Raw genomic sequence first — 22,783 nt, forward strand, 5'->3', positions numbered from 1 at the left:
GTAGTTCATGTATTCATACGAAGATCGAATCCGCTCGGTGATGCTCTACATCAAGCTAGGCAAACGAGTCGCGGCAACCATTCAGCAGTTGGGCTATCCCTGCAAGAATTCGCTCAAGGGCAGGCACTGCGAGTACGAGCAGGATCGGGACTTGAAGACCGCGGTTGTTCGCCCGCCGAAGTTCACCCGGGAGCAAAAGGCTCGGGCCGTCGAGCACTATCTGACGCACGGGCGCTGCGTGGCTTTCACAATCAAGGCTCTTGGCTATCCCGGGAGGGCCTCACTTCACGCTTGGGTTCAAGAGCTCAATCCCCGGGCTCGGCCACGCATGCTCGGAGCATCGTTGAACGAGAACAAGCACGCTGCGGTGCTTGCGCTGTGCACACGGTAAGGAAGTGCCCAAGCCATTGCTGACGATGTTGGTGTGTGTCGAGAGACGCTGTACAACTGGCGCAATGAACTATTGGGGCCAGAGGCTCTCGCATCGATGAAGCGCTTCAATGATTCTTCAACGAGTTCGGAGCTGCCTCAGTTGGAGCAGCAACTCCAGACACTACGCCGTGAAGTGAGACGGTTGCAGTTGGAGCAGGAGCTATTGAAGAAGGCGAATGAGCTCCTAAAAAAGAATCAGGGCATCATCCTTCATCTCCTTAGCAATCGGGAACAGACACTTCTGGTTGATGCCCTGCGCCATGTGTACTCGCTTGCCGAGTTGCTCGCCTCGCTAGTCCTGGCTCGCAGCACGTACTTCTACCATCGAGCTCGGTCCAACGCTGGCGAGAAGTATGTCGCTGTGCGCCGAACGATCACCGACACCTTCGAGCGCAACCATAGCGCTATGGCTGCCGTCGCATCCAGGCCTCACTGGTCAGGCAATGCGTGTGGATCTCGGAGAAGGTGGTTCGGCGCCTGATGAAGCAGGAAGGGCTGGTGGCAGCTGCGCCCAAACTGGCTCCTACTTGGGAGAGATCAGCCCGGCCCCTGAGAACTTGCTGAACCGTAACTTCAATGCCACTGCACCTAACCAGAAGTGGCTGACCGACATCTCGGAGTTCCAACTGCCAGCCGGCAAAGTCTATCTCTCGCCCATGATCGATTGCTTCGATGAATTGGTGGTGAGCGGGTCTATCGGAACACGCCCTGACGCTGAACTGGTCAACACGATGCTGGATGCCGCGATCGCCAAGCTGAATGACAGCGAGGTGCAACCTGTGGTTCACTCCGACCGAGGCGCCCACTATCGCTGGCCAGGATGGTTGTCACACATCGCGGATGCCAAGTTAGTGCGCTCAATGTCACGCAAAGGCTACTCACCGGTATATATTCAAATGGTCAATGCAACACAATGACCGCCACTGGCGCAAGGAGCGTTGGCATGAAGCAAAGACTGCGGATTTACTACACCGAAGTGCAGAAAGCCCTGATGTGGGATTGCTGGAAAGTTGGCGATACCTTGCACGAGATCGGCAAGCTGTTTGATCGACCACACACCTTCATTCACACCATCTTGAGTGCGACGGGCGGCATCCGGCCACCAGCGAGGCGTCGGTCTCGCTGAGCATTGACCATGTCTGAGCGAGAAGAAATCTCTAGGGCATTGGCCGCAGGTGAAATGGAGCTCATTCATATTTGCGGATGCCGAGTGAATCCCAATCAACTTTCCTGTACTTCATCGAATTGGTTGAACACCTATTGCAGTTGGAGCTCGGAAGGATATATGGAGTCTGGGGGCGATTCAGGCAGGGGGATGCGAGATCGTTTGCGTTGTTCTATTCAGTTTCGATAAAATGTAAACTATGTATCTCGAGACTTACAGGCACTTGTTCGCCATTGTTTGACTTCTAGGAAAGCGATTTGTACATAGCATCCCTAGCAAGACCCACTTCTGAGGCAACCAAGCTTGTCAGCATGCTCGCCCCAGGGAAGATAAATGCCAGAAAAGAACAAATTCAATGATGAAGAGTGGAAAGCAGATGAGTGGCGGACTCTCCTCGAACAACTCATTGCAGAGGGAGTGCTTTCCTAGAAAGAAATCACAACACTCATTCAAGGGCTGAAACTGGCAGCATATTGAACCCTGTCCATCATATGACCATCCGCGTCTTCATCATATGTTGCCACACCACGCCGCACACTAAAGGCGGCGTGCTAGCGGAGGCGATAACAGGTGCACTGGAGCGAGTCGGCATTGCGTATCGTTTAAGCGACCTTGCCGCTAGCCGCTTCAATCCAATCGCAGGCCCCTTAGACTTCCTACCGACTCTGCCATTCCAACCCAGCTATCGAGCCTCACAAAAGCTGGCAGTGCGGTGCGATGGCTTTGCAACGGATATCAGGATCGAGCAAGACAATCTGATGTGGGCAGACCATGTCGTATTTATCTTTCCGATCTGGTTCTTCGGCATGCCGGCGGTGTTAAAAGGTTGGGTCGAGAGGGTATTGGCCCGCGGTTTCGCGTATGGCGGTACCATGGAATACGGCACCGGCGGTATGGCTGGCAAGACTGTCCACGCCTTGATAACGGCCGCTGCCGACCGCGACGATTACACAGAGTACGGTAAACACATTCCACTCGATCTGCTTCTGCAAGCCTGTTTCGACCTGCCAATGCGATATGTCGGATTCGAACTCGGTGTGCGTGAAGTCCTTTGCGCAGTCGAAAAGGACACCGCGGACGATTTCGCGTTGAGGGCGAAACACGAAGCGCAGAAGCTGGCAGTACTCATCTCATTGAATACTAGGGGCAGGAAACACACCAATGGAAGTCCATCCCAAGGCTGAAGCAGTTCGCCAGCAAGCGGCGGCGCGGAGCGCCACGTTCCTATATGTCGTATTCGGTAGCTCCGTGAGCGCTGGTGACACTGCGACAACTTGCTTACTGGAGACTTGCATGCGCTCGTTGGTGCGTCCTGGCACGGCAATCGTCAATGGCGGTTACCAGGGCACCATGACGGCCAGCGCAAGCGCGGTGCGGCGCGCTGGCGGTACGGCGATCGGGGTGCCATGTGCGAATCTGGAAGACGCCATCGCCTATGAACATTTTGATCTGGTCTTTCCCGCCACCGATCATTGGGAAAGGCTGCGCATACTGATTGAGGTGGCGGACGCCTTTATCATCCTGCCCGGCGGCATCGGCAGTATCGTTGAAATCGCGGCCGCCTTGTGGTCGACGGATCGTGGCTTCGGATCGCGCCGACCCATGCTCTTCCTGGGTAATCACTGGAAAGAGTGGTTGCGTGTCAGCGGCGCAGGTAATCTAGCCTTCCGGCGCAACGACACGCTGCATTGCGTGACCTTCGCTACCCACTCTCAAGAGGTCGAAGCCTTCTTCGGGGTCACAGACAGCTCGAATCCCGTTCCGGCAACGATAGACAACGCCGGCTGGTGGGAACGCGCTCTACACGATCACCTAGCTAGCGAGTATTACGACCTGCCTGGTTTCGTGGTCGATCTAGCCCGCCTGACGATCGGCGAGGATGACCTACTCGCGCTTGGCCCTCTCGATGGCAAGGACGTACTGCACTTGCAATGCAACTTTGGGCTGGACACGATCAGCCTGGCTCGCCTTGGCGCGCGCGCAGTCGGCGCTGACAACTGCGTCCCGGCGCTGGCCGCCGCCCGAGCCCTCGCGGAGCGCTGCGCAGCTGATGCCATCTTTGTCGAGTGGGATGCGAATGGTGGCGATCTCGCACAATGCGTCGGCGAAAGGCAATTTGATACCGTATTCGCAAGTTACGGCGTGCTGGACTGGGTTGCCGATCTGCATGACTATTTCATGCAGGCCTGCGCCGTGCTGCGTCCCGGCGGCATGATGTATCTGGTCGAAGTGCACCCGGTCGCAAAATGGCTGATGCGGTGTGAAACTGACAGTAACGCCGCTTATTGCGCTCAGACCATGACGCACGAAAGAGGTGCGTCTTATGCGACCGGCGCCGAGTTCGGCGCCTTGACAGCCTATGCGCATCCGCTGCACGCCATCGTCACCGCAATGCTGTTGGCAGGTCTGGAGCTGGTTTTGATGGAGGAGCGTCCAAGCTCATCTTACCGCTTCCATCGTTCGATGACAATGCAAAGTGACGGACGCTGGGCCTGGCCCAAGCTGGCCGATGGCGCGCCAATGATTCTCGCGCTCGGAGCGCGCAAGGCGGCATGATGGAAAGCACGTCTGCTCAAACGGGGGTCGTCACCAAGGCCGATGCGCAATTTTTTGATGGTATTAATGCCTTGCTGGCAAGCCTGCGGGTCTGGCATCCGGCATGGCCGATAACGGTTGTCGATTGCGGGCTAACTCTACCGCAGCGAGCAGCGATATTGCGGCATGAGGGTGTCAAACTCGTGGCCGCGGTCGACCGGGGTTTCGTCATCCCCGAAGTAATGCGCCATTACTACACGAGCGCCGTCTATGGTTTTTTTTTCGGTGCATGACCACCTGTATCCGGTCACGATCCATCTCGACGCCGATGCTGTGGTACTGGGCAAGCTCGACGATCTGGCTGCAGCGGCGGTCGCAGATCCAGGTATTTGCGGCGTGCCGGACTACCCTGAGCTGACGCTCGCCTATCAACTTGGTGAACTGGCGGGCGCACGCGATGCCTTGGATGGGGCTGTGCCCGGCGCTGACCTCGACTCGCGGACGTTCAACGGTGGCGTGTTCGCAGTCGATGCGCGATATTACGAAGAGCGAATGCGTCCCTTCGTCGATCGCCTGTTGCCGCACCATGAGCTATTTTGGGGGAACGACATGGCCATCATGAACTTTGCAGCATATGCTGCCAACCGTAGCCGCCCATACATCGACCCCGGCCATATCTACAACACCCGGCACTCCTATCGTCGCGCTCCCGGCCTCGCACCGAATCGCATCGCCGGATGGGACCGGCGTGGCCTACCCAAACTTGTCGGCCCGTTCGGCCGCGTGAGGGTCTTGCACTTCGTCGGAAAAGACAAGCCGTGGGCAACGACGCTGCCGGACAACGATTCGGTCGCATGCTGGCGCGTGTATCGCGAACTGGCCCGTCAAACAACTGGATTATGATGTGAATACCCCAATCGTATTAGGCCTGCACAAGGATCGCTGGCATGACACCGGCGCTGCGGTCGTTACCGTGGGGGCGGATGGCAGACGCCTAATCGCGCACTGCAATGAAGAACGGCTCGACCGCGAAAAAAGTAGCCGCGCATTCCCGGCGCTGTCGACTGCGGCCTGCCTAGCCGAACTCGGTATGAGTGATCCGCGCGAGGCGGACCTGGTGGTGTTGGACTGGACCATGAATGGGCAAGACTGGCGCCGCGATTTCCGGCGCAATTCCTGCCGCACGGACGTCTTTCTGAATGTGATCGACGCCCAGCGTTTGCGCATGGTGCGGCACCATGCCTGCCATGCGGCCGCCAGTTTCTTCACCTCGCCGTTCGAGCGCGCCGCGGTGCTCGTCGTCGACGGCCGCGGCTCCGAATACGAAACGCAGTCGCTCTGGGTTGGTCGCGGCCACTCGCTCGAGTTGGTGGCGCGTACCAGCGCAAATGGTATTGGCCTCCTGTATGAAGCCGTCACCCGTCGCATTGGTTTCGGTCCGCTTGAAGCCGGCAAGACTATGGGATTGGCACCATTTGGCTGCAACGACCTCCGGCTATCGACGGCGTTTAAGGCCGATTTCGATGGCATCTTGACCGATTACGGCTCTTTGTGCGGCCGCGACGACGAACTGTATGTCGATCTCGGGCCGCTAGGGGACGAGAACCAACGCGCCACCGTAGCCTTGGCCGTGCAGCAGGAGTGCGAACGAGTCATGCTACATCTCGCCGAATGGGCCCGCCGCGAGACCGGTGAAGTCAATCTGTGCCTGGGTGGCGGGGTTGCCTTGAACGGCGTCGCCAATTTCCGGATCCTGCGCTCCGGGATTTTCGAGCAAGTCTTCATCAACCCGGCTTGCTCGGATACCGGCATCGCACTAGGCGCTGCCTTATGGGGGCTGCACGTGGAACTTGGCGTGGAGCGAGTCTACGAGGACGTCTCGCCCTATACCGGTCCGAGATACGGAGCCTCTCATTACCAAGCAGCGGTGGCCATGGCGCAGGACAGCGGTGCAGCGCTCGTGCATACCGACGCCCCCGACGAGAAGGCGACAGCCTTGCTGGCGAAAGGGCGTAGCGTGGCGCTGTTCCAGGGACGCTCGGAGATGGGGCCGCGTGCACTGGGCCACCGCTCGATTCTGATGAGCCCTTTCACCGCCGCCAATCGTGAGCACCTCAACCGCATCGTCAAGCGCCGTGAACCGTTTCGCCCGTTCGCGCCGGTGGTGCGGCTCGAGGATGCGGAAGAATACTTCAGCCTAGGCATCGCGAGCCCGTACATGCTGTATGTGTGCCCAGTACGCGAGCGCTGGCGCGAGCGGCTCGCCGCCGTCACGCATATCGACGGGAGCTCACGGCCCCAGACCCTGGCGCACGACCAGAACCCGAAACTTCGCCGGCTCCTAGCGGAGTTCGGCCGACTCAGTGGCGTCCCGGTTCTGTTGAATACATCGTTCAATATCGCCGGCGAACCGTTGGTGGAAAGCCCGGCTGATGCTGTGCGCTGCTTCCTGAACTCGGCATTGGATGCGTTGTTGCTTGACGATGTACTGCTCGAAAAACGCTATCTCGCGCAGGAACTGCCATGAACCCGGTGCCCATCTGCTTGGTCGCACACCGGCGCCCGGCCCTGACCGCGTACTGCTTGGCGGCCTTGGCGGATTGCCCGGAAGCCCGGGACAGCGAACTGCACGTGTTCGTCGACGGTCCTCGCGACAAAGGCGAGGCGCTACTGACGCAGCAGGTGGCAGCGTTGTGCCGCACCGCGCGCGGCTTCGCAGCAGTCCATGTGGCCGAACGCGAGTGGAACGCAGGTATGGCACAGGCGGTGGTGGCAGCGATCGATACGATGCTTGCCAAGTATGAATGCGCGATCGTGGTCGAGGATGACCTGCTGGTCGCTCCGGGCTTCCTGACTTTCATGAACCGAGGCCTGCAGGCATATGGTGGCGACGCGGAGGTGATGGGCATATCGGGATATGTCATGCAAGACCTGCGCGGGTCGCTCGGCGAACGCGCTGTATTTTCGCGCCGCGCGGCATGCTGGGGTTGGGCCGTGTGGGCCCGATCTTGGCGCCGGCTGGACCGCTCCCGTGAGCGCTTGTTGGAACGGATCGCGTCCACTGGCTTAGCCGCATTCCTTGACCCCGAGGGCGGGATGTCGATGACCAATAGGCTACGCCAGGGCGTGCTCGGCCAGGACAATTCCTGGTCGCCTATGTGGTTTGCCTCTGTGGCCTTGGCCGACGGCTTGTTCCTGTATCCGCCGGTCTCGCTGGTAAATAATATCGGCTTCGACGGCGACGGAACTCACAAGCTTGCCACCAGTGCCTACGACGTTGCCCTGCACGATAGGGATGCGGATTTTCTCCTGCCACTAGAGGTGAAGGAGCATCCCGTGATCGATGCGCTATTCGTCGAAGCCTACCGCAAATCCCACTTGCAACGGCTCAAGGATGAGAAAGTCGCGGCGCATGGACCAATGTGACGTACTGGTGGTCGTCGCTCATCCGGACGACGAAACGATCTGGTGCGGGGCAACAATTGCCGCGCTCGCCGCGGCTGGGCAGCGGGTCGAGGTGGTGTCCGCGACCAATGGCGGCAATCCAGTCAGGCGGGATGAGTTCGCGCGGGCCTGCTTGGCACTGGGAGCTCGCCCCACGATGTTCGACTTGGCTGACAACAAACGCGCGGAATTGTCCCTCGACGATGGCACGCTTGCTGACTGGCTGCATGTCTTGCGGCCGTCGCTGGTGCTGAGCCATGGTGCGGATGGAGAACTGCATCGGCATCGCCACCATACGCAATGCGCAGCGCTGGTAGCTCGTTGGACACGGACGCATGACGTGCCGTTTCTGGCGTTCGCTCCGTTTGACCAGCCCAGGGAGGCACACGACGGTACCCTGAGGCAGCGCTTCGTGTCTCGCTGGGGCCATGCCAAGCAGGCGGCGCTTGCGGTGTACGTGAGCCAGGCCACCGTCATCGCATCGTTGGCTGCTGTGTGCGGCCCGAGCGAAGCATTTTCTGGCACGGCGCAGGCAATGGTCCGGCTGTTGGCCTTAGCACCAGACTTGGCATTATTGGATGAGAAAAACCATGAATAAGAAGCGGTGCCTGATCGCGTGGTGGGGTGCATTGGCGCGCGGCGGTGAAACGATCGGCGACCTGTATGCTGTTGTGCGCGTCTGCCGACTTGCGGAGCAGGCAGGATATAAAGTCAGCGTGGGCACTAATGTAATGTACCGGGAACTGCGCGAGTTCGATTGCGTTCAGTGGGATGCGCTCGCCCCCTGCGAGGTGGACTTGCTGCTGTTCGTCTGCGGACCGCTGATCGGTGAGTCTGCGGCCTTTGCGGCACTGATGGCCCGCTATGCCAGCGTGCCAAGCATGGCTGCCGGCGTCAGCGTCCTGACCGCGCAGGATGGAGAGTCCTGGAATCCGTTCGACGTCACGATCGCAAGGGACGGCATCGAGCCATGCTTGGGCGACCTAGCTGGCTTTCGGCCGCAGCCGCCGCGCGCGCCGCAAGCGATGCAACGGATCGGATTATGCCTTCGGCACGCGCAACGCGAATATGGTGCCGATGCTTCACTGCATGATGCCGCCGATGCGCTGGTGCGCGCCGCCATAAACATGCTTGGGGGAACGGTGGTCGTCCTCGATACCCGTTTGCACGGCCAAATTGCAAAAGCGCAGGCGATTGAGCATGCTTTCGAAGCGGTCGACCTAGTAATCACGACTCGCATGCACGGCGGCTTGCTCAGTCTAGCAAAGGGCACGCCAACCTTGGCCATCGACCAGATCCGGGATGGTGCGAAGGTGCGCTCGGTGTTGGGAGGGCTGGGGTGGCCTGTCATGCAAGCCGGCGTAGCGACTGTCGCCGATGTCGTGGACCAGGTACGGCAACTATGCTCGGATGATGTGCCGCGCCGCATTGCCGAGTTCCAGCGGCAAGCCTGCAACAGACATGCCGCGGCTGAGACGGCAGTGCTGGATGCTTTGCAGCGAATGTGGCAGCGGTGATGTACAAGCCTCTATTGATCATCCTCGATCCGGTCAAGGCGCCAGGCACGTCCTTCGTGCGGCCCCTGCTACTAACTCTGGAACAGTATTACCGGGTCGAGCTACACGAGTATGCCCCGCTGGGAATGGTCGCGCCGGCACTGGCCTTAGCCGACATCCTGTGGGTGGACTGGTCCACAGAGCATGCTGTGCTCGCCTCCAAGCTCAATCGCCTAGCACGCAAGCCCCTGCTGGTGCGGCTGCATTCCTATGAGGCGCTGGATACCGACTGCATCGAACGCATCGACTGGGCCAATGTGTCAACCTGCGTGGCGGTCAGCGAGACCATTCTCGGCATCGCGCACGAACGTTGCGCAGGCATGGCGCGATGTCATGTGTGCGTAATCGAGAACGGTATCGATCTGCACCGGTTCAAGGTCAACTACGACCAGCCAGGCTCTAGGCAGGCTCCTAAGATTGCCTGGGTAGGCGACCTAGCGCCGAAAAAAGACCCGGCGCTTGCCTTGCGGATCCTGGCCGATTTCCGTCGTGCGGGCGGCGAAGCAAGCCTGGCATTTGCCGGGGCCTGGAAAAGCCTTAGGGTACGCCTGCACCTGCTCGATTTAGTTGCAAAACTCGGGTTGCAGGACGTCGTGCACTTCGACGGGGTGGTTGACGACATGCCCCAATGGCTTGCCGACAAGGACGTCCTGCTGTCTACCTCGATGTTCGAGAGCTTTGGCTACGCGATCGGGGAGGCTCTGGCCATGGGCCTTGATGCCGTGGTGCTGACCTATCCTGGCGCGGAACGTGCATGGCCGGCGGACATCCTGGTGTGCACGTCCGCCGAAGCAGTCGAGCGCCTTCAACACGTTCAAAAACATCGATGGACTGGCTACGTCGCCGGGCGGTATGCGCTCGTTGATCAGGCCAAGCACATGGTCGCTCAGTTGCAGTCGATGTCGGCTTCTGGGCATGTGGGGGAATGATGGGTGGAGTGTGGTTTCTCTCGTATGAGCAGTTCCAGTGGGTACGACCAGGGCCTGAGGCGCTGGTTATTTCGATTTCCGACCGCTTTTATGAGGCCGAGGTCGAGCCCGGCTTTGCGGCTGTGCTACGCCTGCGGTTTTCGGACGTCGATCCAGCCCGGGAGGCAGTGCCGCGCGTCGCCGAATGCTTCACGCCGGATCAGGCAAGTGATCTGGTGGCATGGTGCGATCGTTGGCTGGAGCGTGGGAGGTATGCTCACGTATTCGTGCATTGCTGGGCGGGACGATCCCGTTCAGCCGCTATCGCTTGGTGGATCAGCAAGCAATACCACATGCATTTGCGGACGGCGTTCACTGTTCGGTTCATGAATGCGCATGTCCTTCGCCATTTGCCTGGGAATCATGCGTTACCGGAGCCTTCCGAGTTGGCGCCGGGTACTGATGCGGTCCGCTCGCTCGGTGAGTTGTTCGTGCCTTTGTCGTTTCTTGTGCCGTTTGGCCCAACTGAGATTGGTTTAGACGCATAGATTTTTGTTGAGCCTCCAAGCATGGGTTCAGCCGATGACTCACAGAAAAGTCGACCACGTGGAAGGATGCAAGAAAACGCATTCTCCGCCTCCTGACGTGCGCGTTGTGGACGGCGTGCCGGCACAGCTCGATCAGGACTTCAATTACCTGTTCCTGAACTCCGCCCAATAGATGAGTGTGATAAACGGTCTGTAGCTCATGTTTGCATCGCTTCTCTTCGCAGTCGTATAACCGATAACGGCGGCAATTCGTTGGCCGATGCTTGTGGGATCAGAAGAGTCGCTAGAGTGAAGCCGTCCAGATGTGCCATGAAGCTGTGTAGCGCACCCTGAAGCAGACCAGTTAGGCGGCAGTCACCAGCTAGCATGCAGCGATTGTCATTGGTAAAGCATTCGACCAGCGCAAAGTCTGGCTCCATTCCACGTACCACGGCCCCGAGATTGATCTGCTGCGGCTCATGGGCAAGGCGCATGCCGCCGCCCTTGCCACGAACCGTCTTTATCCACCCCTGCTGGGCTAGTTGGTGTGTCACTTTCATCATGTGCGCCTCGGAAATACCATAAGCCTGCGAGATCTCGGAAATCGTACACAGCCGCTCGGGTCGCTGGGCCACGTGCATAAGCAGTCGCAGCGCATAGTCAGTCATTAAGGTAAGACGCATTGACGGATTCCGTTCAAACAGATTTTCAGGACTTGATCGCGACGCGTCCTGAGGGCCGGCAGGTGGCCGGTTTTGTCAAATTAGCAATGGCGCAATGCGCCACCGGTACAAAGCAAAGGCTGGTCTCCGTGTCAGAGTCGATGCATTCAGCGTGGGCTTGAGGCCACCCGCTGACGGGAATGCCAGCATGCGCAACAACGTGGTGGCGAGCAGCAGCCCATATATGACTCTGTCAATGCGCAACTACTGACCCAGATGGCTCAGCACTGTACGCGTCATCATGTCGATGAACAGCACTGCAAAGCCAGCTATGCCGATCACATAGCCGACGGACAATGTCCAGTCAGCTAGATAGGAGCTGTAACTTGTAGCATCAACAATTGCTCGGATCTCTGCAGTCCCCAAGATGGTTGATAGCTTGGCAGACAGTGAATCGCAAGGCGATGTGCCGAGCATAGAAATCGTTATTGATGCTCTGCTTGGATAAGCTGAAGATGAATCAAACGTTCCAAGCTCTATGCCTGCAAGGACTTTACTTTTTTACGGGCCATAGCTAGCTTGAACAACTCCATGAAGCGAGGAGCTACGTTTGCGATGTGGAATTTCTTACCTGTTTTTAGTGCTGCACTGGAGTAGCGCTCGCGTCGTTTTGGGTCTGTCTTTAGTTGGCGAATTGCGAAGATCCAAGCATCGTCATTGTCGGGCATCAGCATTCCGTTAACATCATGCTGTACAAGTTCAGGAACAAATCCCCAGTTGGAGCCTATCACGCAACCACCTCGAGCCAGAATTTCCATCAATCCCCAGTTTGCAACGCCATAGCGAAGTGGATATAGAAACAAGTCTACTTCGGCTAGTATTCGCGAAAAATCTCGGTATGGCAAACAACCGGTAAACTCAATAACCTGTGCGGCGGGATAAATTTTGAGCAGATGCTCTTGAAAACTACCCACCTTGCCTTGATAACGCCGCTGCACCCACTGCGGTTCATATCCATAGGTCATGGCTTTAGCATCACCAATAGCGATAAACCGCATATCCTCTCCGTCTCCCTCACGCACAAGGCGATCAACTAGGCGGATATATGTCTCCAAACCCTTGGCACTGGAGAGATCACGGGCAGTAAATGCAACAGTGAATCGTTCATTTTCGTGCCGGATGGCTGCGTGAGACTCCCGCAGTGGAGGGGGGATATCGAACCCTTCAAATTGGACAGCGATGCTTCCTTGCAACTGTGGTGGAAACATCGATCGAGCATGGTGGCTGGGTGTGATGGTTAGATCGCTAAGGAGGACCTGATGGAAGTGCAACATTTCTTGATTGCGATCTGCCATTCGTTGCGAAGGGTCCGGTGGATATGCAGTATCCCAGCCATGCTGCCTATAGCTTGGAAATTCTATATAACTGACTACTGCCGCACTCAACTCGTCATAAAGCCAATTAGGGGCTCCCCATAGTGAATGACATACCACCAGATCAATGCGCTTGCAGTTTTCCTTTTCGAAGGTTTGCAATGCCTGAAGTACACCCCGGCAAATACGGGCAGAGCGCTCTAACTTGCTGGAGTAATAATAGCTTTGGGGACCAACAATTTTTCCGTCAGGCTGGAAGGAGAGTAGATGATCGCACTCATGCTCATGACGAGCCTTATGGCCGGGAGTAGTCATAAACCAGCTATCTGCCATGCCGGTATTACGTAAATGGCTGCATAGTAAAGTGTATTGGCTAGGATATACAGCACCGATAAATATAATGACGGGTTTTTCCTGCATGGAATAGACGGTCTTAATTGAGCTTGACGATCCTGAATTTGGCCGCGCAGTGGCGGCCAGATGAGACCGTTTAAAGTTGTGGCACTAAGGGCGTTGAATTCAGTAAATCTCAGACAGGAATTTCAAACAGGAACTTCTGGCTCCCCGTCGCTGATCTGGTATTTACGCATCTTTTCCCAAAGCACTTTGCGACTGATACCCAGATGCTGAGCCGTATTCTGCCGCTTCCAATCATGTGCACTGAGTGCAGAGATAATGCGATTACGCTCATCCATATCCCAGTTACTACGATTGGCCAGAACAGGTTCATTAACCGTTTCTGGTGGAAATGTGTTTGCAGAGTGACTTTGAGCGTATTGGATAATGCGCTCAATGGCACTTTCCTCTCCCCAAGTGCGTGTCTGACGTGCAGCAACACCAATGCGTTCTGCCAGATTGCGTAACTCACGCACATTGCCAGGAAAGTACATTTGAGCCACTGCATCCATAATGAAGAAGGGCGGGGTTCCCAGTTCGGTCATCATGGTTTCGCCGACTACATTGGACAAAATGCTTTGGAAAATCGCTAACTTGTCCTGCTCCCCACGCTCTTCAAGGCTAGGGATCTTCAGTTCGATCACGGCTAGACGAAAGAATAGGTCGGCGCGGAATTTACCTTCATGTACAAGTCCGCGTAGAGGCCTGTTGGTGGCCGTAACCAGACGAAAATCCAGACGGACTGGAGTAGTCGCTCCAAGGCGCGTTACTGAACGCTCCTCAAGTACACGCAGGAGTTTAACCTGCTGATATAGCGGCAGGTCGGCGATTTCGTCTAGAAAGAGCGTGCCGCCGTTAGCTTGCTCAAGGAAGCCTTTGTGTGCGGAGACAGCTCCGGTAAAAGAGCCCTTGGCATGACCGAAGAACAGCGATTCGAATAGTCCGTCGGGAATGGCGCCACAATTTACGACTATAAACGGGCCTTGACCATAACGGCTGTTGTGTTCATGGAGTCGCTCGGCAATACGCTCCTTACCCACGCCCGTTTCACCGATGATGAGCACACTGTGCTCACAGTCGGCAAAGGTATCTACATCGTGCAGCAGCTGCTGCATGCAATCGGATACTGCAATGATGTCACCCGAGCGTTCAACTTGTTGCTGATGACTTTGCATGCGCCGAAGCATTCGCACAAGCATAGCTCGTAGCTCGGCACCGGTGAAGTCAAAGGGTAGTACATGTGAGTATTCGGTTGCGTAGCTGCCGGGGTTGGCTTCGCGCTGGTTCGCACTGACCCACAGCACTGGCATGCCGAAAGTCCCTTCCACACCTTGGCGCGTGAAACGCGCCCCCTCAAGAGTTGAGACGCTGACTACTGCAATCGCATTGCCTAGTTCTCCGGTAACGACAGGCCGACTCAAACCGTCGGCGACGATTACTTCTACGCCTAGATTGAGCATGCAGCGTTCTACCCGTTCTGCAATATCGGCCTGTCCTTCCCAGACATAGATGACCAGCTCGTCCAGATTCACTGTGGGGTTCCTTGTTGTTGAATCATGAATGCCTAACAAAATCAGTACACCAATTGAGCTGAGTTGCAGTTGACTTCAATAGCCTTAACTTCACTTTTTCCCAAGTCCAGTCCAAGAACTTTGGTAAGCAGTGGAGAGAGCAACGAACTGCCCAATTGATTAAGTACCCATTTAATGGGCTTGAGTAAAGGTTGAAGGAGTGCACATAGAGCACCACCGCAAGTGACGCTGTCGGAGCTCCTGTCTTTGAGGGAGTTAACTAACGCATTGCTATTCGTCAGTGCGACTTGATTTTGGTTACGTTTGAGTAAATTGTTCAGGTTACTTAATGTGCAGGAATTCCAGGCTAGCAAAGAGGTCAGCAAGCCCGAGCAACTGATATAGCCATTGCCTAAGGTGGGAATGCCAACAACGTCCAGCAGGCTATAAGGGGTGCTGGTGTAAGCATAAAAAGCTGCTGAGAAAGTTCCGGGCTTCCACGAACTGGGAGGGCAGACAAAAAGCGCGCAAGACTGAGGAATCGCATTGTCAAAAGTAAAGTCACTTCCAACCAGCTTTCCCAGAGCCCCTTCTGTTCCAGGCTTGCCTTTGCCGTTGAGAATCAGATCGGTGGCATTTTTTACGTTATAGAAGCCGTTGACCTTGGTTTCTTCCAAATAGAGCTTGGCCAGCATTTCAATCTGTGCATTGCGAACATCTTCAGGATTGCCATCGGTATGCATGCCGTCCCAGTCGGAGCTAAGAATAGGAGGGGAAAAAAGGCCGCCTAGCAGATTGAATACAGTATTGAGCAGTGCATCCACCGTATCACCTAGGAATAGGCGGTTTTCCCGGGTCCATTGGGGTAAATCCACGACCAGATTGTTGATGTCGTCGTGATCCTGGAGCACATTGGTGATGATTGGGCCACGAACATTCAAAGACAGAGGTGTCTTAATCAGAATGTTTTCTTCGTCGGTTGCACTTTTATCGGTATGTCCGATGATGATTCGAGCCAGACGTGAATTGACACCTAGATCAATAGCAGGCTGGCTGTTGCGACTGGGGTTAGAGCAGTACACGGCATCCAGTGTGGCTTCTGCATGGACAGCTTCAACCTTAATTGGTAAGTTGACTCGCAGGCCAATCATGCTGAGAAGAGGGCCGAGCAGAGTCATGCGCTTGGAATCAATATCGAGATCGAGACGAACCTGTGCGCTATTGGCTTTGGTTCCAATGGGGCCAACACCAATACTGGGGGGTTCGACCACAGTCAGTTTGGCTTTTACAAGGTTCAGCACATTAAGCTCAGGGATGGAGATTGCATGTCCATTAGCACCCACCATGATGGCGGTTTTAATCAGATCGCTCACACCCAGTTGCAGATCTAGTGCAGCGTCGTTGGGTGATTTATCCGAGCCTGTAGAGAGGAAGGCCAGGATGCCAGGGTTGCTGGAGCCGTTCATAAGCGGCGTTTGCAGATCCAAGAGCTTTATAGAGTCTATTTTCCCCTCATTAAGAATATCGATGATAGCCTTCAGACTGGCCTTAGCTGTGCTGTCTGAAACGGCCTCCACTGAGGCATCTATTATGTTCAGCAAGGTCAGGTTGTTGAGCTGGAGTAACTGATCAGGAGAGAGCGCGGATAGGCCGCCAACTCCCAAGTCGATGCCCAACGCTTTAAGAAGGCCAGAAGGGGTTATCTTGGCATTGGCCAGACCTTCGGAGTCGAGCACGGTCAATTGATCGACATCTAGGCCTACTAATTTGAGTAATCTGCCAAGTGGTGCTTCCTCATTGAGACTTAGCAATTGAGAGCCGACTTGGAATGCAGCAACAGGAGTCTTGCGAGTGGCAATGGCTTCGGCAAAGAGAGTGCGATCCCAGGGAAAAAGCGAGAGAGTGGGGGATTGTCCTTTTGCTACTGCATAGGCTGCATTGACAGGGTGTAGGGTTATGTCATTGGTAAAGTGCTTGGGGGCACTCCATTGAGCACTCCAGTTCCCGCATACCACCGAGCGCTCGGCCAAGCCAGGCCAATGACGATCCAGACTGGTTTCTCCAGTTGTTTGGCATTCTGAGTAGTTATCCTGCTCCGCATTGATGCTTTGCGCTGCTTCCAAAGCTGCCAAGTCAGCAATGCGCTGAAGATTACGTTTTGCGTAATACATATAGCCAAGATCCACAACGCCAAGCATGGAGAAAATGACGCCGGCAACCAGTGCAAACTGCACAAGAAGACTCCCGCGTTGCTGGCGCTTACTTTTAGGAAGAAATCTCCCGTGTGAACGATGTAACTGAAGTGATTTGCTCGAATGCATGGCTCACCTTCTCATTGATGTGCCAGCAGGAGCACGCTTTGTGCCTGCAATTTTTGAGGGGTGCCCAGCAGGCCTTTCAGCGCGTGACTGCTGTCTCCAGGTAGTAATTGAAGCGGGTATGAAACGGTAAGAGTGATGTCTTGAGGGGTTTGAATCAGCGTGACCAGATTTTCCTGATCTTGTGACTCCAAATGAGACAGGCTCAACCCGCTTTGGATCAGACTATGTTCGACCACTGTCTTGGCCTCATGCTCTAGATCGATATTTTTAAATTTGCTGCCAAAGTAAAGTTCATGGACATAACGCGCTCCATCACCTGCCGCACGAACTACGGACTGCTGTGCTTGTAGTGCATGCCAGTACACAAAAATACCGAAAAATATAGTCAGCAATATGCTGACGAGCAGAGCAAATTCCACGGCAGCCACGCCTGTTTGCGTCCTGCGTAAAGAGGGGTAGAAAAGAGAAAATCGGTGGTACATCTTAGATTCCTCCTTGATCTACAAGGATGGTCGCACTGGCAGACAGTTCTGAAGGGTTGAAGAAGTGCATGCCGAGCATGCTCAGGCTAGGAGTCAAAGGCGATGACCCATAGGGAATGCTGAAATTCAGCCGAACCATGCAGCGCTCTGTCATGGCGACGCCGCACTTCAGTTCAGGCGAGCAAATACTCGGTGCGCCGACACGGCAGACGTCCACATTGATGGATTTTGAGATGGGGTGCAACGAAGAAGGAAGCCAACTTAGCTTTTCTTCGACGGTCTTTTTTGCCTTTTGCATGCGAGAGTCACGATTGGCTTGATACTGCAAGGCCGCACGCACACCATCTTCGGCAGCAAGCTGCATAGATTCACGCACTAAGAATGCGAAGCCATAACTGATGCAGGCGTACAGCAATATAAAAAATACTGGAAAAATAATTGCCCACTCCAGCGCATATACGCCGCTTTGGGGGCCACGCGGACAAGTGCTTAACGCCGCTGGCCGATGTCGCGGATTCATGATGTCTTCTTTCTTTGAGTTACCGCTTTACATCTAAGCCCATTTCGAATTGCTCGGGAATGGTGGTTTCAAAGCTCTTGAGGTAGCGCTGATAGCTACGGCTGGCTTGCTCGCCGTCAATAGGCCTGGGCCGTTGAGCTGCCAGTGTTCTCTGCATGGAAAACAAGTGTTCGGTGGCGCTACCAATAACAGTGTGTTCGCGCAGCTGGGGGGGGGACTTGCACTGGCTGCACTGGGGCTACAACACTGGCTTGGATGGCGGTGGAGTCGGGTTTTGTCGCCACATATTCAAAGGTCGAGGGGCTCATAGGTAGGCCCGCTTCAACTGCAGTGACTGAACGTGACGCGGCGGTTTCTGGCTGGCCGGTGAAACTCTGAGCCATAGCCGTAGCTGCAGCGCAGTAAAGCAATATGGCGAGCAGAAGGGAAGGAAAAAAAGAAAAAAGAGAGTGGGGCACGAGTGTTCCTTAAGATGGTTTATCTTGTGACGGAGGGGGCAGTGGTGTTGCCAGGTATGGCAGGCAAGTACATCTGACGCCTGACCATGAGGTTGGGCGTGACACTGATAATTTGGGTTTCCATCCGCAGCGATGCTTGGGCCGGAACTTGTGTTAATTCTTCGCCCCGGGCTGACTTAACGCTTTCGGGTTGCTCAGCGGCAAGGACTTTCTCCGATACTGCTTCTGAAATTGCAGGTTGTGCTAAGACTGATGACGTGTTGATGTTCGGTGATTGCTCTTGTGACAAAGCCAATGTTTCCTGAGGCACGGCGCGATGTGAAATCGGCGAATTTGTCGCATGAGCCTGTATGGCTTGTCTGACGCGAGTCAACTGGGCTTCCAGTGTCTGCAGCGACTTTTGGTCGATCAGTGGCGGCTCGTTGTTAGCGCGTGGCAGGGTGAGTTCTTCGAGCAGGCGATTGGCCTCGGCTTTGTTGCCACTTGCCAGCCAGTAGAGGGTAAGGTTGAGTTGCGCCCTGGCGTTTGTGGGCGCCAGTTGTGCAGCCTGCAGTGCGGGGAGCTGGGCAAGATCAAGTTGACCGGTCAGCATATGCGCATAGGCAAGATCGCTCAGCACGCTGGAATCGGTCGGGTCAAGTTTGCGTGCCATCTCCAACTGTGTAACCGCCTGGGTGTATTGTCCCTGGCTAGCGTCCAGCAGACCCAGGCCACGCCTTGCGCGCGCCACTGTGCTGTTGTCATGAGCGGTCAACAGCTCTCCATATGCCTGTCGTGCCAGCTGGTCTTGGTTGGTATTGCGTAAGGCGTCGGCGCGCAGCAGTTTGACCTGTAGATAAACAGATGTACTGGTACCACTGTACTGCTGCTCAAACGCTTCAGTATGTGCAAGTGATGCGTACCACTTGCCGGCTTGCTGCATTTGCGCGATCAAACCTAGATAGGTCTGAGCCGTATCTACCTTGGTGGATTGCTCGGCCTGCCGCATTTGCCGTTGGGCCTCTGCTACTGTGCTTTCTTGGTTTACGCCGTAGCCTTGTGGTGCTGATGTGTTGGCACAGCCGACAAGAAAAGCTAGTCCAGTAAATGTGGCAGCAGTTTGCCAGCGTGAAGGTATTAGAAGGGCTAAGGACATTTCAGCGTCCTCCCATACTTGAAAGTGAGCGAATCACTGCCATGAACCCTGGACCTGCGGTGATCACCATGAGGGCAGGCAGCAGGGTGAGAACCATGACCCCTGTCATCTTGACGGTGATAGCGCCGATTTTTTCCTTGAACCTTGCCTGGCGCTTTTCGCGCAAACGAATACCGAAATCCTGCAGTGGACCCTGTACTGCGCCGCCATGCCGGTCCACCTGCACCAGTAGATTGACTACGGCAGTCATGTCCTGATCGTCACTCAAGTGAGTTAGCCTTTGCAGTGATTGATCACGGCTTCGGCCGCTGGCATACAACTGGTTGGCCATGGCTAGTTCGCTGCTCAGAACAGGCAGCACGCTGCCGAACTCCTGAGACAGAATCTGCAGACTCTGGTCAATGCTTAGGCCTACGCCTTGCAGTAGACGCAGCAGGTCCACAAACAACGGAAGCTCCTCGACCACCTGTTCGCGTCGCTGGCTTGATTTGTAGCTGACGAGCCATTTGGGCAGCATCAAGCCTCCGCCAAATCCAAAGAAACCGTACATCAGCAGGTGGATACCTCTAGGTTGAAAAACCAGAATCGCCAGCAATGGCATGGCGACAGCCAGAATCATGCGACTAGCCACAAAGACTGACCCACCATTACGTAGGCTTATGCCGGCCTGATCCAACAGCTTGCGGTCTTCATCGGCTAGCAAAGACTTCGCAATACCAGAGTTAAGCCATGCAGGCGGCTGCAGACTGGCAGCTAGTTGCTGAGCTGTATCGCTGCTCATGCCAAAGGCTATTTCTGTTGTCGTACCGGCTGTAAAGCCGGGAAGGCTGGCAGAAGTGTGGAACGACGTTGTCGTTGTGGACGGTACCGTAGTTGTGGAATGCAACCGCAGCAGCTTGATCACCTGCTGCGCGGCTTTCGTTGAAAGGTGCAAGCGTGCAATCATGATGTAGGCAAAAATCCCTACACCAAGTGCACCAAGACATAGGCTCAGAATCCAGAGCAAATGCGATGTCATACAGCGCTACTTTCCTAATGTGGTGAATGAGGGGGGACTGGCTTCATGGGCTCTTCTTTTGTTTCTTATTTAAGCCGTGCCAAGCGGTAAAGAAAAAAAAGAGCCCAGAGCTTCCAGGCCCGCAGCTCCCAATACCATCTTGCGACCAGTTTCGTCCTGCCACATGGTCATGAAATAGCCTTGGTTAAGTATCATGATTAGCCCGCCAACGGCAACGGGAAGTAGAGCCAGTATCCAGGCTGAGAGACGAACTTCAGCCGACAGGGCGTGAAGCTCACGCTCGGCCGACTGTCGGTCGCGGATATAGGCCGATACACGCTCCAAAACCTGATCGGCCCTTCCGCCGTAGCGGGTGCTCATACGAAACACGGCGGCAAGCAAACCGAATTCGGACAGACGCCAGCTACGCTCGAGCAGACCCATTGCATGTCCTAAGTCTGGTGATGCTCTCAATGAGGCTGAAGCTTGCTGCAGCGCGTCTCCAAGCGGAGCTGGTACATTGACCACGGCTAGCTGAAAAGCTGCGTGGGGCGAGTTTCCGATAGTTATGAGGCGCACCATGTTGTCCAGAAAGCTGGGCAACTGTTGTAGAAGCTGTTCGCGGCGCTTGCTCAGGCGGCGCCAGAGGCCAAAGCTGCACACTAGGCCATAGATTGACATTGCTATCAGGCCCAGCAGCAAGCCACCTTTGAGAGCCGCGAGCAGGGCCAGCAACAAGCCGAAAGCAGTCAGCAGAGCCAGCGTACGGGGTGTTATGTCCCAAGCATCCAGATTCAGGTGACGCTCCAGCCATTGAGTTAGCGGGCGTTGTTCAGAAGTGGACAAAGGCTGGTATGTAGCCTGTGTTCCGGGCAGGCCATCGAATGCTGCATTGCGTGGACGCTGTGTTTCCAGGCTGCGCTGCAGATGGTTTTGCACTGATTGGTTATGCGCTTTGTTTTGCATACGTGCCCATAGCCAGAGTGCAAAAGATAGCAGTAGGCAGGCAAGGCCGAGCAGAAGTAATGTGGCCGGGCTCATCTTGTACCTCCATTGCCCGCTTGCTGTTGCATACGCCACCAGTTCAGCAGCTTGGGGGAGTGTGGAGAAATTCCCATTGAGACCCAGTTGTCAATCTCTTGGCCGTCAGCCGTCACCTGCGGTTCGTAGCGGTACAGTTCCTGCATGGAAATCATGTTGTCCGTCATACCGGTTACTTCGGTAAGTGAGATCAGCCGTCGGCGGCCATTGGAGAGTCGACCGATTTGAACTACAAAGTCCACTGCGTTTGCAATCTGGCGGCGCAGGCTGATTTCGCTACCCTGAAAGCCGGCAAATCCGGCCAGCATTTCAGCGCGATACAGACATTCGCGTGGTGAACTGGCGTGAATGGTGCCCATCGACCCATCGTGTCCGGTGTTCATGGCTTGGAGTAGATCCAGGACTTCACCACTGCGTACTTCGCCCACGATGATGCGGTCAGGACGCATGCGCAGGCTGTTGCGCAGCAGATCGCGAATGCTGACCTGTCCTAAGCTTTCAAAGCCGCCGGGCCGACTTTCCAATCTGACCACATGACTATGATTTAGTGATAGTTCGGCCGTGTCCTCGATCGATACGATGCGTTCGCTGCTGGGGATGAAGCTTGCCAGAGCATTAAGTAGCGAAGTTTTACCCGAGCTGGTCCCGCCGCTGACAAGAATGTTGCAGCGGGCCTGCACGGCCATCTCTAAGATGCGGCAGATGTCACTGTTAAAGGTCCCCAGCGAAACTAGTTCTGCGGGGGTCAGTGGATCCTTACGGAACTTACGGATGGAGACTGAAGGTCCGTCGATAGACAGGGGAGCAATGATGACATTAATACGCCCCCCATCGGGTAGACGGGCATCCACCATGGGGCTGGACTCGTCCAATCGTCGACCAAGTGGAGCAAGAATGCGCCGCACAATGCGAAGCACATGTTCATCGTCCTTGAAGTGCAGGTCTTCGCGCTGCAGCATGCCGCCGCGCGAGACATAAATGTTGCGGTAGCCATTGATCAAGATATCTTCGACCTGTGCATCTTCCAGCAGCGGCTGTAGCGGTCCCAGACCTGTGAGCTCTCTGGTAAGTGATCTGGCCACGAGCAATGCTTCCTGCTCGTTCACTGGCACAGAATGCAAGCGGATGAAACTATCGAGCTCCATCAGCACAAACTGTGCAATCGCGGCCTGTGACCAGCGGCCGAACTCGGCACCTAGTTCTTCAATGCGATTGAGCAGATGTTCATAAGTGCTATTTTTTTAGCTCTGCATACAGCGCACTGCGCTCGAATTCACTGCTCGAGCTCTCTGTCGAGGAGGCATAAACTGAAGTCTTCAT

At 55.6% G+C, this 22,783-nt stretch carries 19 protein-coding genes and 3 pseudogenes; 11 read left to right on the plus strand and 11 right to left on the minus strand.

The features are described from left to right. Positions 1 to 7 precede the first annotated feature (7 nt). The 11 genes and pseudogenes from V8Z78_RS21810 to V8Z78_RS21860 form a co-directional block, all read left to right on the plus strand. A pseudogene (locus V8Z78_RS21810) lies at positions 8 to 1,316 on the plus strand (IS3 family transposase); the annotation flags it as partial. Positions 1,317 to 1,375: 59 nt separating this feature from the next. Then, positions 1,376 to 1,555: pseudogene (locus tag V8Z78_RS21815) on the plus strand (IS30 family transposase); the annotation flags it as partial. Positions 1,556 to 2,088: 533 nt separating this feature from the next. Then, positions 2,089 to 2,781, plus strand: a complete 693-nt coding sequence (locus V8Z78_RS21820) for an NAD(P)H-dependent oxidoreductase (RefSeq protein WP_003054485.1) — start codon at positions 2,089 to 2,091, stop codon at positions 2,779 to 2,781. Beyond that, positions 2,759 to 4,153 carry an SLOG cluster 4 domain-containing protein gene (locus tag V8Z78_RS21825; protein ID WP_050785734.1) on the plus strand — a complete coding sequence of 465 codons (1,395 nt, stop codon included), beginning with the start codon at positions 2,759 to 2,761 and terminating at the stop codon, positions 4,151 to 4,153. The genes V8Z78_RS21820 and V8Z78_RS21825 overlap by 23 nt, the downstream gene beginning before the upstream one ends. Continuing rightward, positions 4,150 to 4,425, plus strand: coding sequence for a hypothetical protein (locus V8Z78_RS21830; protein ID WP_349732108.1), 276 nt, complete (start codon positions 4,150 to 4,152; stop codon positions 4,423 to 4,425). The genes V8Z78_RS21825 and V8Z78_RS21830 overlap by 4 nt, the downstream gene beginning before the upstream one ends. Next, positions 4,403 to 5,035 carry a hypothetical protein gene (locus tag V8Z78_RS21835; RefSeq protein ID WP_349732109.1) on the plus strand — a complete coding sequence of 211 codons (633 nt, stop codon included), beginning with the start codon at positions 4,403 to 4,405 and terminating at the stop codon, positions 5,033 to 5,035. The genes V8Z78_RS21830 and V8Z78_RS21835 overlap by 23 nt, the downstream gene beginning before the upstream one ends. Position 5,036: 1 nt before the next feature. Next, entirely contained in the window at positions 5,037 to 6,659 is a 1,623-nt protein-coding gene (locus V8Z78_RS21840) for a carbamoyltransferase family protein (RefSeq protein WP_003054492.1), read from the plus strand. Then, positions 6,656 to 7,558: a glycosyltransferase family 2 protein gene (locus V8Z78_RS21845; protein ID WP_003054494.1), complete on the plus strand. Its 903-nt coding sequence runs from the start codon at positions 6,656 to 6,658 to the stop codon at positions 7,556 to 7,558. Before V8Z78_RS21840 ends, V8Z78_RS21845 begins: the two co-directional genes overlap by 4 nt. Next, on the plus strand, positions 7,545 to 8,174 hold the full coding sequence (locus V8Z78_RS21850; protein ID WP_003054495.1) for a PIG-L deacetylase family protein: 630 nt from the start codon (positions 7,545 to 7,547) through the stop codon (positions 8,172 to 8,174). The genes V8Z78_RS21845 and V8Z78_RS21850 overlap by 14 nt, the downstream gene beginning before the upstream one ends. Beyond that, positions 8,167 to 9,093, plus strand: coding sequence for a hypothetical protein (locus tag V8Z78_RS21855; protein ID WP_003054498.1), 927 nt, complete (start codon positions 8,167 to 8,169; stop codon positions 9,091 to 9,093). Before V8Z78_RS21850 ends, V8Z78_RS21855 begins: the two co-directional genes overlap by 8 nt. Continuing rightward, positions 9,093 to 10,061, plus strand: a complete 969-nt coding sequence (locus V8Z78_RS21860; protein WP_003054500.1) for a glycosyltransferase — start codon at positions 9,093 to 9,095, stop codon at positions 10,059 to 10,061. Before V8Z78_RS21855 ends, V8Z78_RS21860 begins: the two co-directional genes overlap by 1 nt. 724 nt (positions 10,062 to 10,785) lie before the next feature. Here the strand turns inward: V8Z78_RS21860 and V8Z78_RS21865 are convergent. From V8Z78_RS21865 to V8Z78_RS21915, 11 genes and pseudogenes are all read right to left on the minus strand, one after another. Continuing rightward, entirely contained in the window at positions 10,786 to 11,250 is a 465-nt protein-coding gene (locus V8Z78_RS21865; protein WP_003054506.1) for an RrF2 family transcriptional regulator, read from the minus strand. A 515-nt stretch (positions 11,251 to 11,765) separates the two neighbouring features. Then, positions 11,766 to 13,022 (minus strand): glycosyltransferase, encoded by a 1,257-nt coding sequence (locus V8Z78_RS21870; RefSeq protein ID WP_003054509.1) that lies wholly within the window; start codon positions 13,020 to 13,022, stop codon positions 11,766 to 11,768. Between the two features lie 122 nt (positions 13,023 to 13,144). After that, entirely contained in the window at positions 13,145 to 14,530 is a 1,386-nt protein-coding gene (locus V8Z78_RS21875; RefSeq protein ID WP_003054511.1) for a sigma 54-interacting transcriptional regulator, read from the minus strand. A gap of 41 nt (positions 14,531 to 14,571) precedes the next feature. Beyond that, positions 14,572 to 16,743, minus strand: coding sequence for a pilus assembly protein TadG-related protein (locus tag V8Z78_RS21880; protein WP_003054512.1), 2,172 nt, complete (start codon positions 16,741 to 16,743; stop codon positions 14,572 to 14,574). A 98-nt stretch (positions 16,744 to 16,841) separates the two neighbouring features. Beyond that, positions 16,842 to 17,312: a TadE/TadG family type IV pilus assembly protein gene (locus V8Z78_RS21885; RefSeq protein WP_003054514.1), complete on the minus strand. Its 471-nt coding sequence runs from the start codon at positions 17,310 to 17,312 to the stop codon at positions 16,842 to 16,844. Between the two features lies 1 nt (position 17,313). Next, positions 17,314 to 17,832 (minus strand): TadE/TadG family type IV pilus assembly protein, encoded by a 519-nt coding sequence (locus V8Z78_RS21890; RefSeq protein ID WP_034400541.1) that lies wholly within the window; start codon positions 17,830 to 17,832, stop codon positions 17,314 to 17,316. Positions 17,833 to 17,851: 19 nt separating this feature from the next. Then, on the minus strand, positions 17,852 to 18,037 hold the full coding sequence (locus tag V8Z78_RS21895) for a DUF3613 domain-containing protein (protein ID WP_349732140.1): 186 nt from the start codon (positions 18,035 to 18,037) through the stop codon (positions 17,852 to 17,854). A gap of 272 nt (positions 18,038 to 18,309) precedes the next feature. Beyond that, the gene (locus tag V8Z78_RS21900; protein ID WP_150106957.1) at positions 18,310 to 19,425 is read right to left on the minus strand and encodes a tetratricopeptide repeat protein; all 1,116 of its coding nucleotides are present in this window, start codon (positions 19,423 to 19,425) and stop codon (positions 18,310 to 18,312) included. Between the two features lies 1 nt (position 19,426). Continuing rightward, a complete protein-coding gene (locus V8Z78_RS21905) occupies positions 19,427 to 20,443 on the minus strand; it encodes a type II secretion system F family protein (protein ID WP_003054519.1) in 1,017 nt (338 codons plus the stop codon). Positions 20,444 to 20,512: 69 nt separating this feature from the next. Then, positions 20,513 to 21,463: a type II secretion system F family protein gene (locus tag V8Z78_RS21910; RefSeq protein WP_349732110.1), complete on the minus strand. Its 951-nt coding sequence runs from the start codon at positions 21,461 to 21,463 to the stop codon at positions 20,513 to 20,515. After that, positions 21,460 to 22,783, minus strand: a pseudogene (locus tag V8Z78_RS21915) (TadA family conjugal transfer-associated ATPase). Before V8Z78_RS21915 ends, V8Z78_RS21910 begins: the two are co-directional and overlap by 4 nt.

Origin of the sequence: Comamonas sp. wu1-DMT (assembly GCF_040187805.1) — a bacterium.
In the GTDB taxonomy this organism is placed as follows: Bacteria; Pseudomonadota; Gammaproteobacteria; order Burkholderiales; family Burkholderiaceae_C; genus Comamonas; species Comamonas thiooxydans.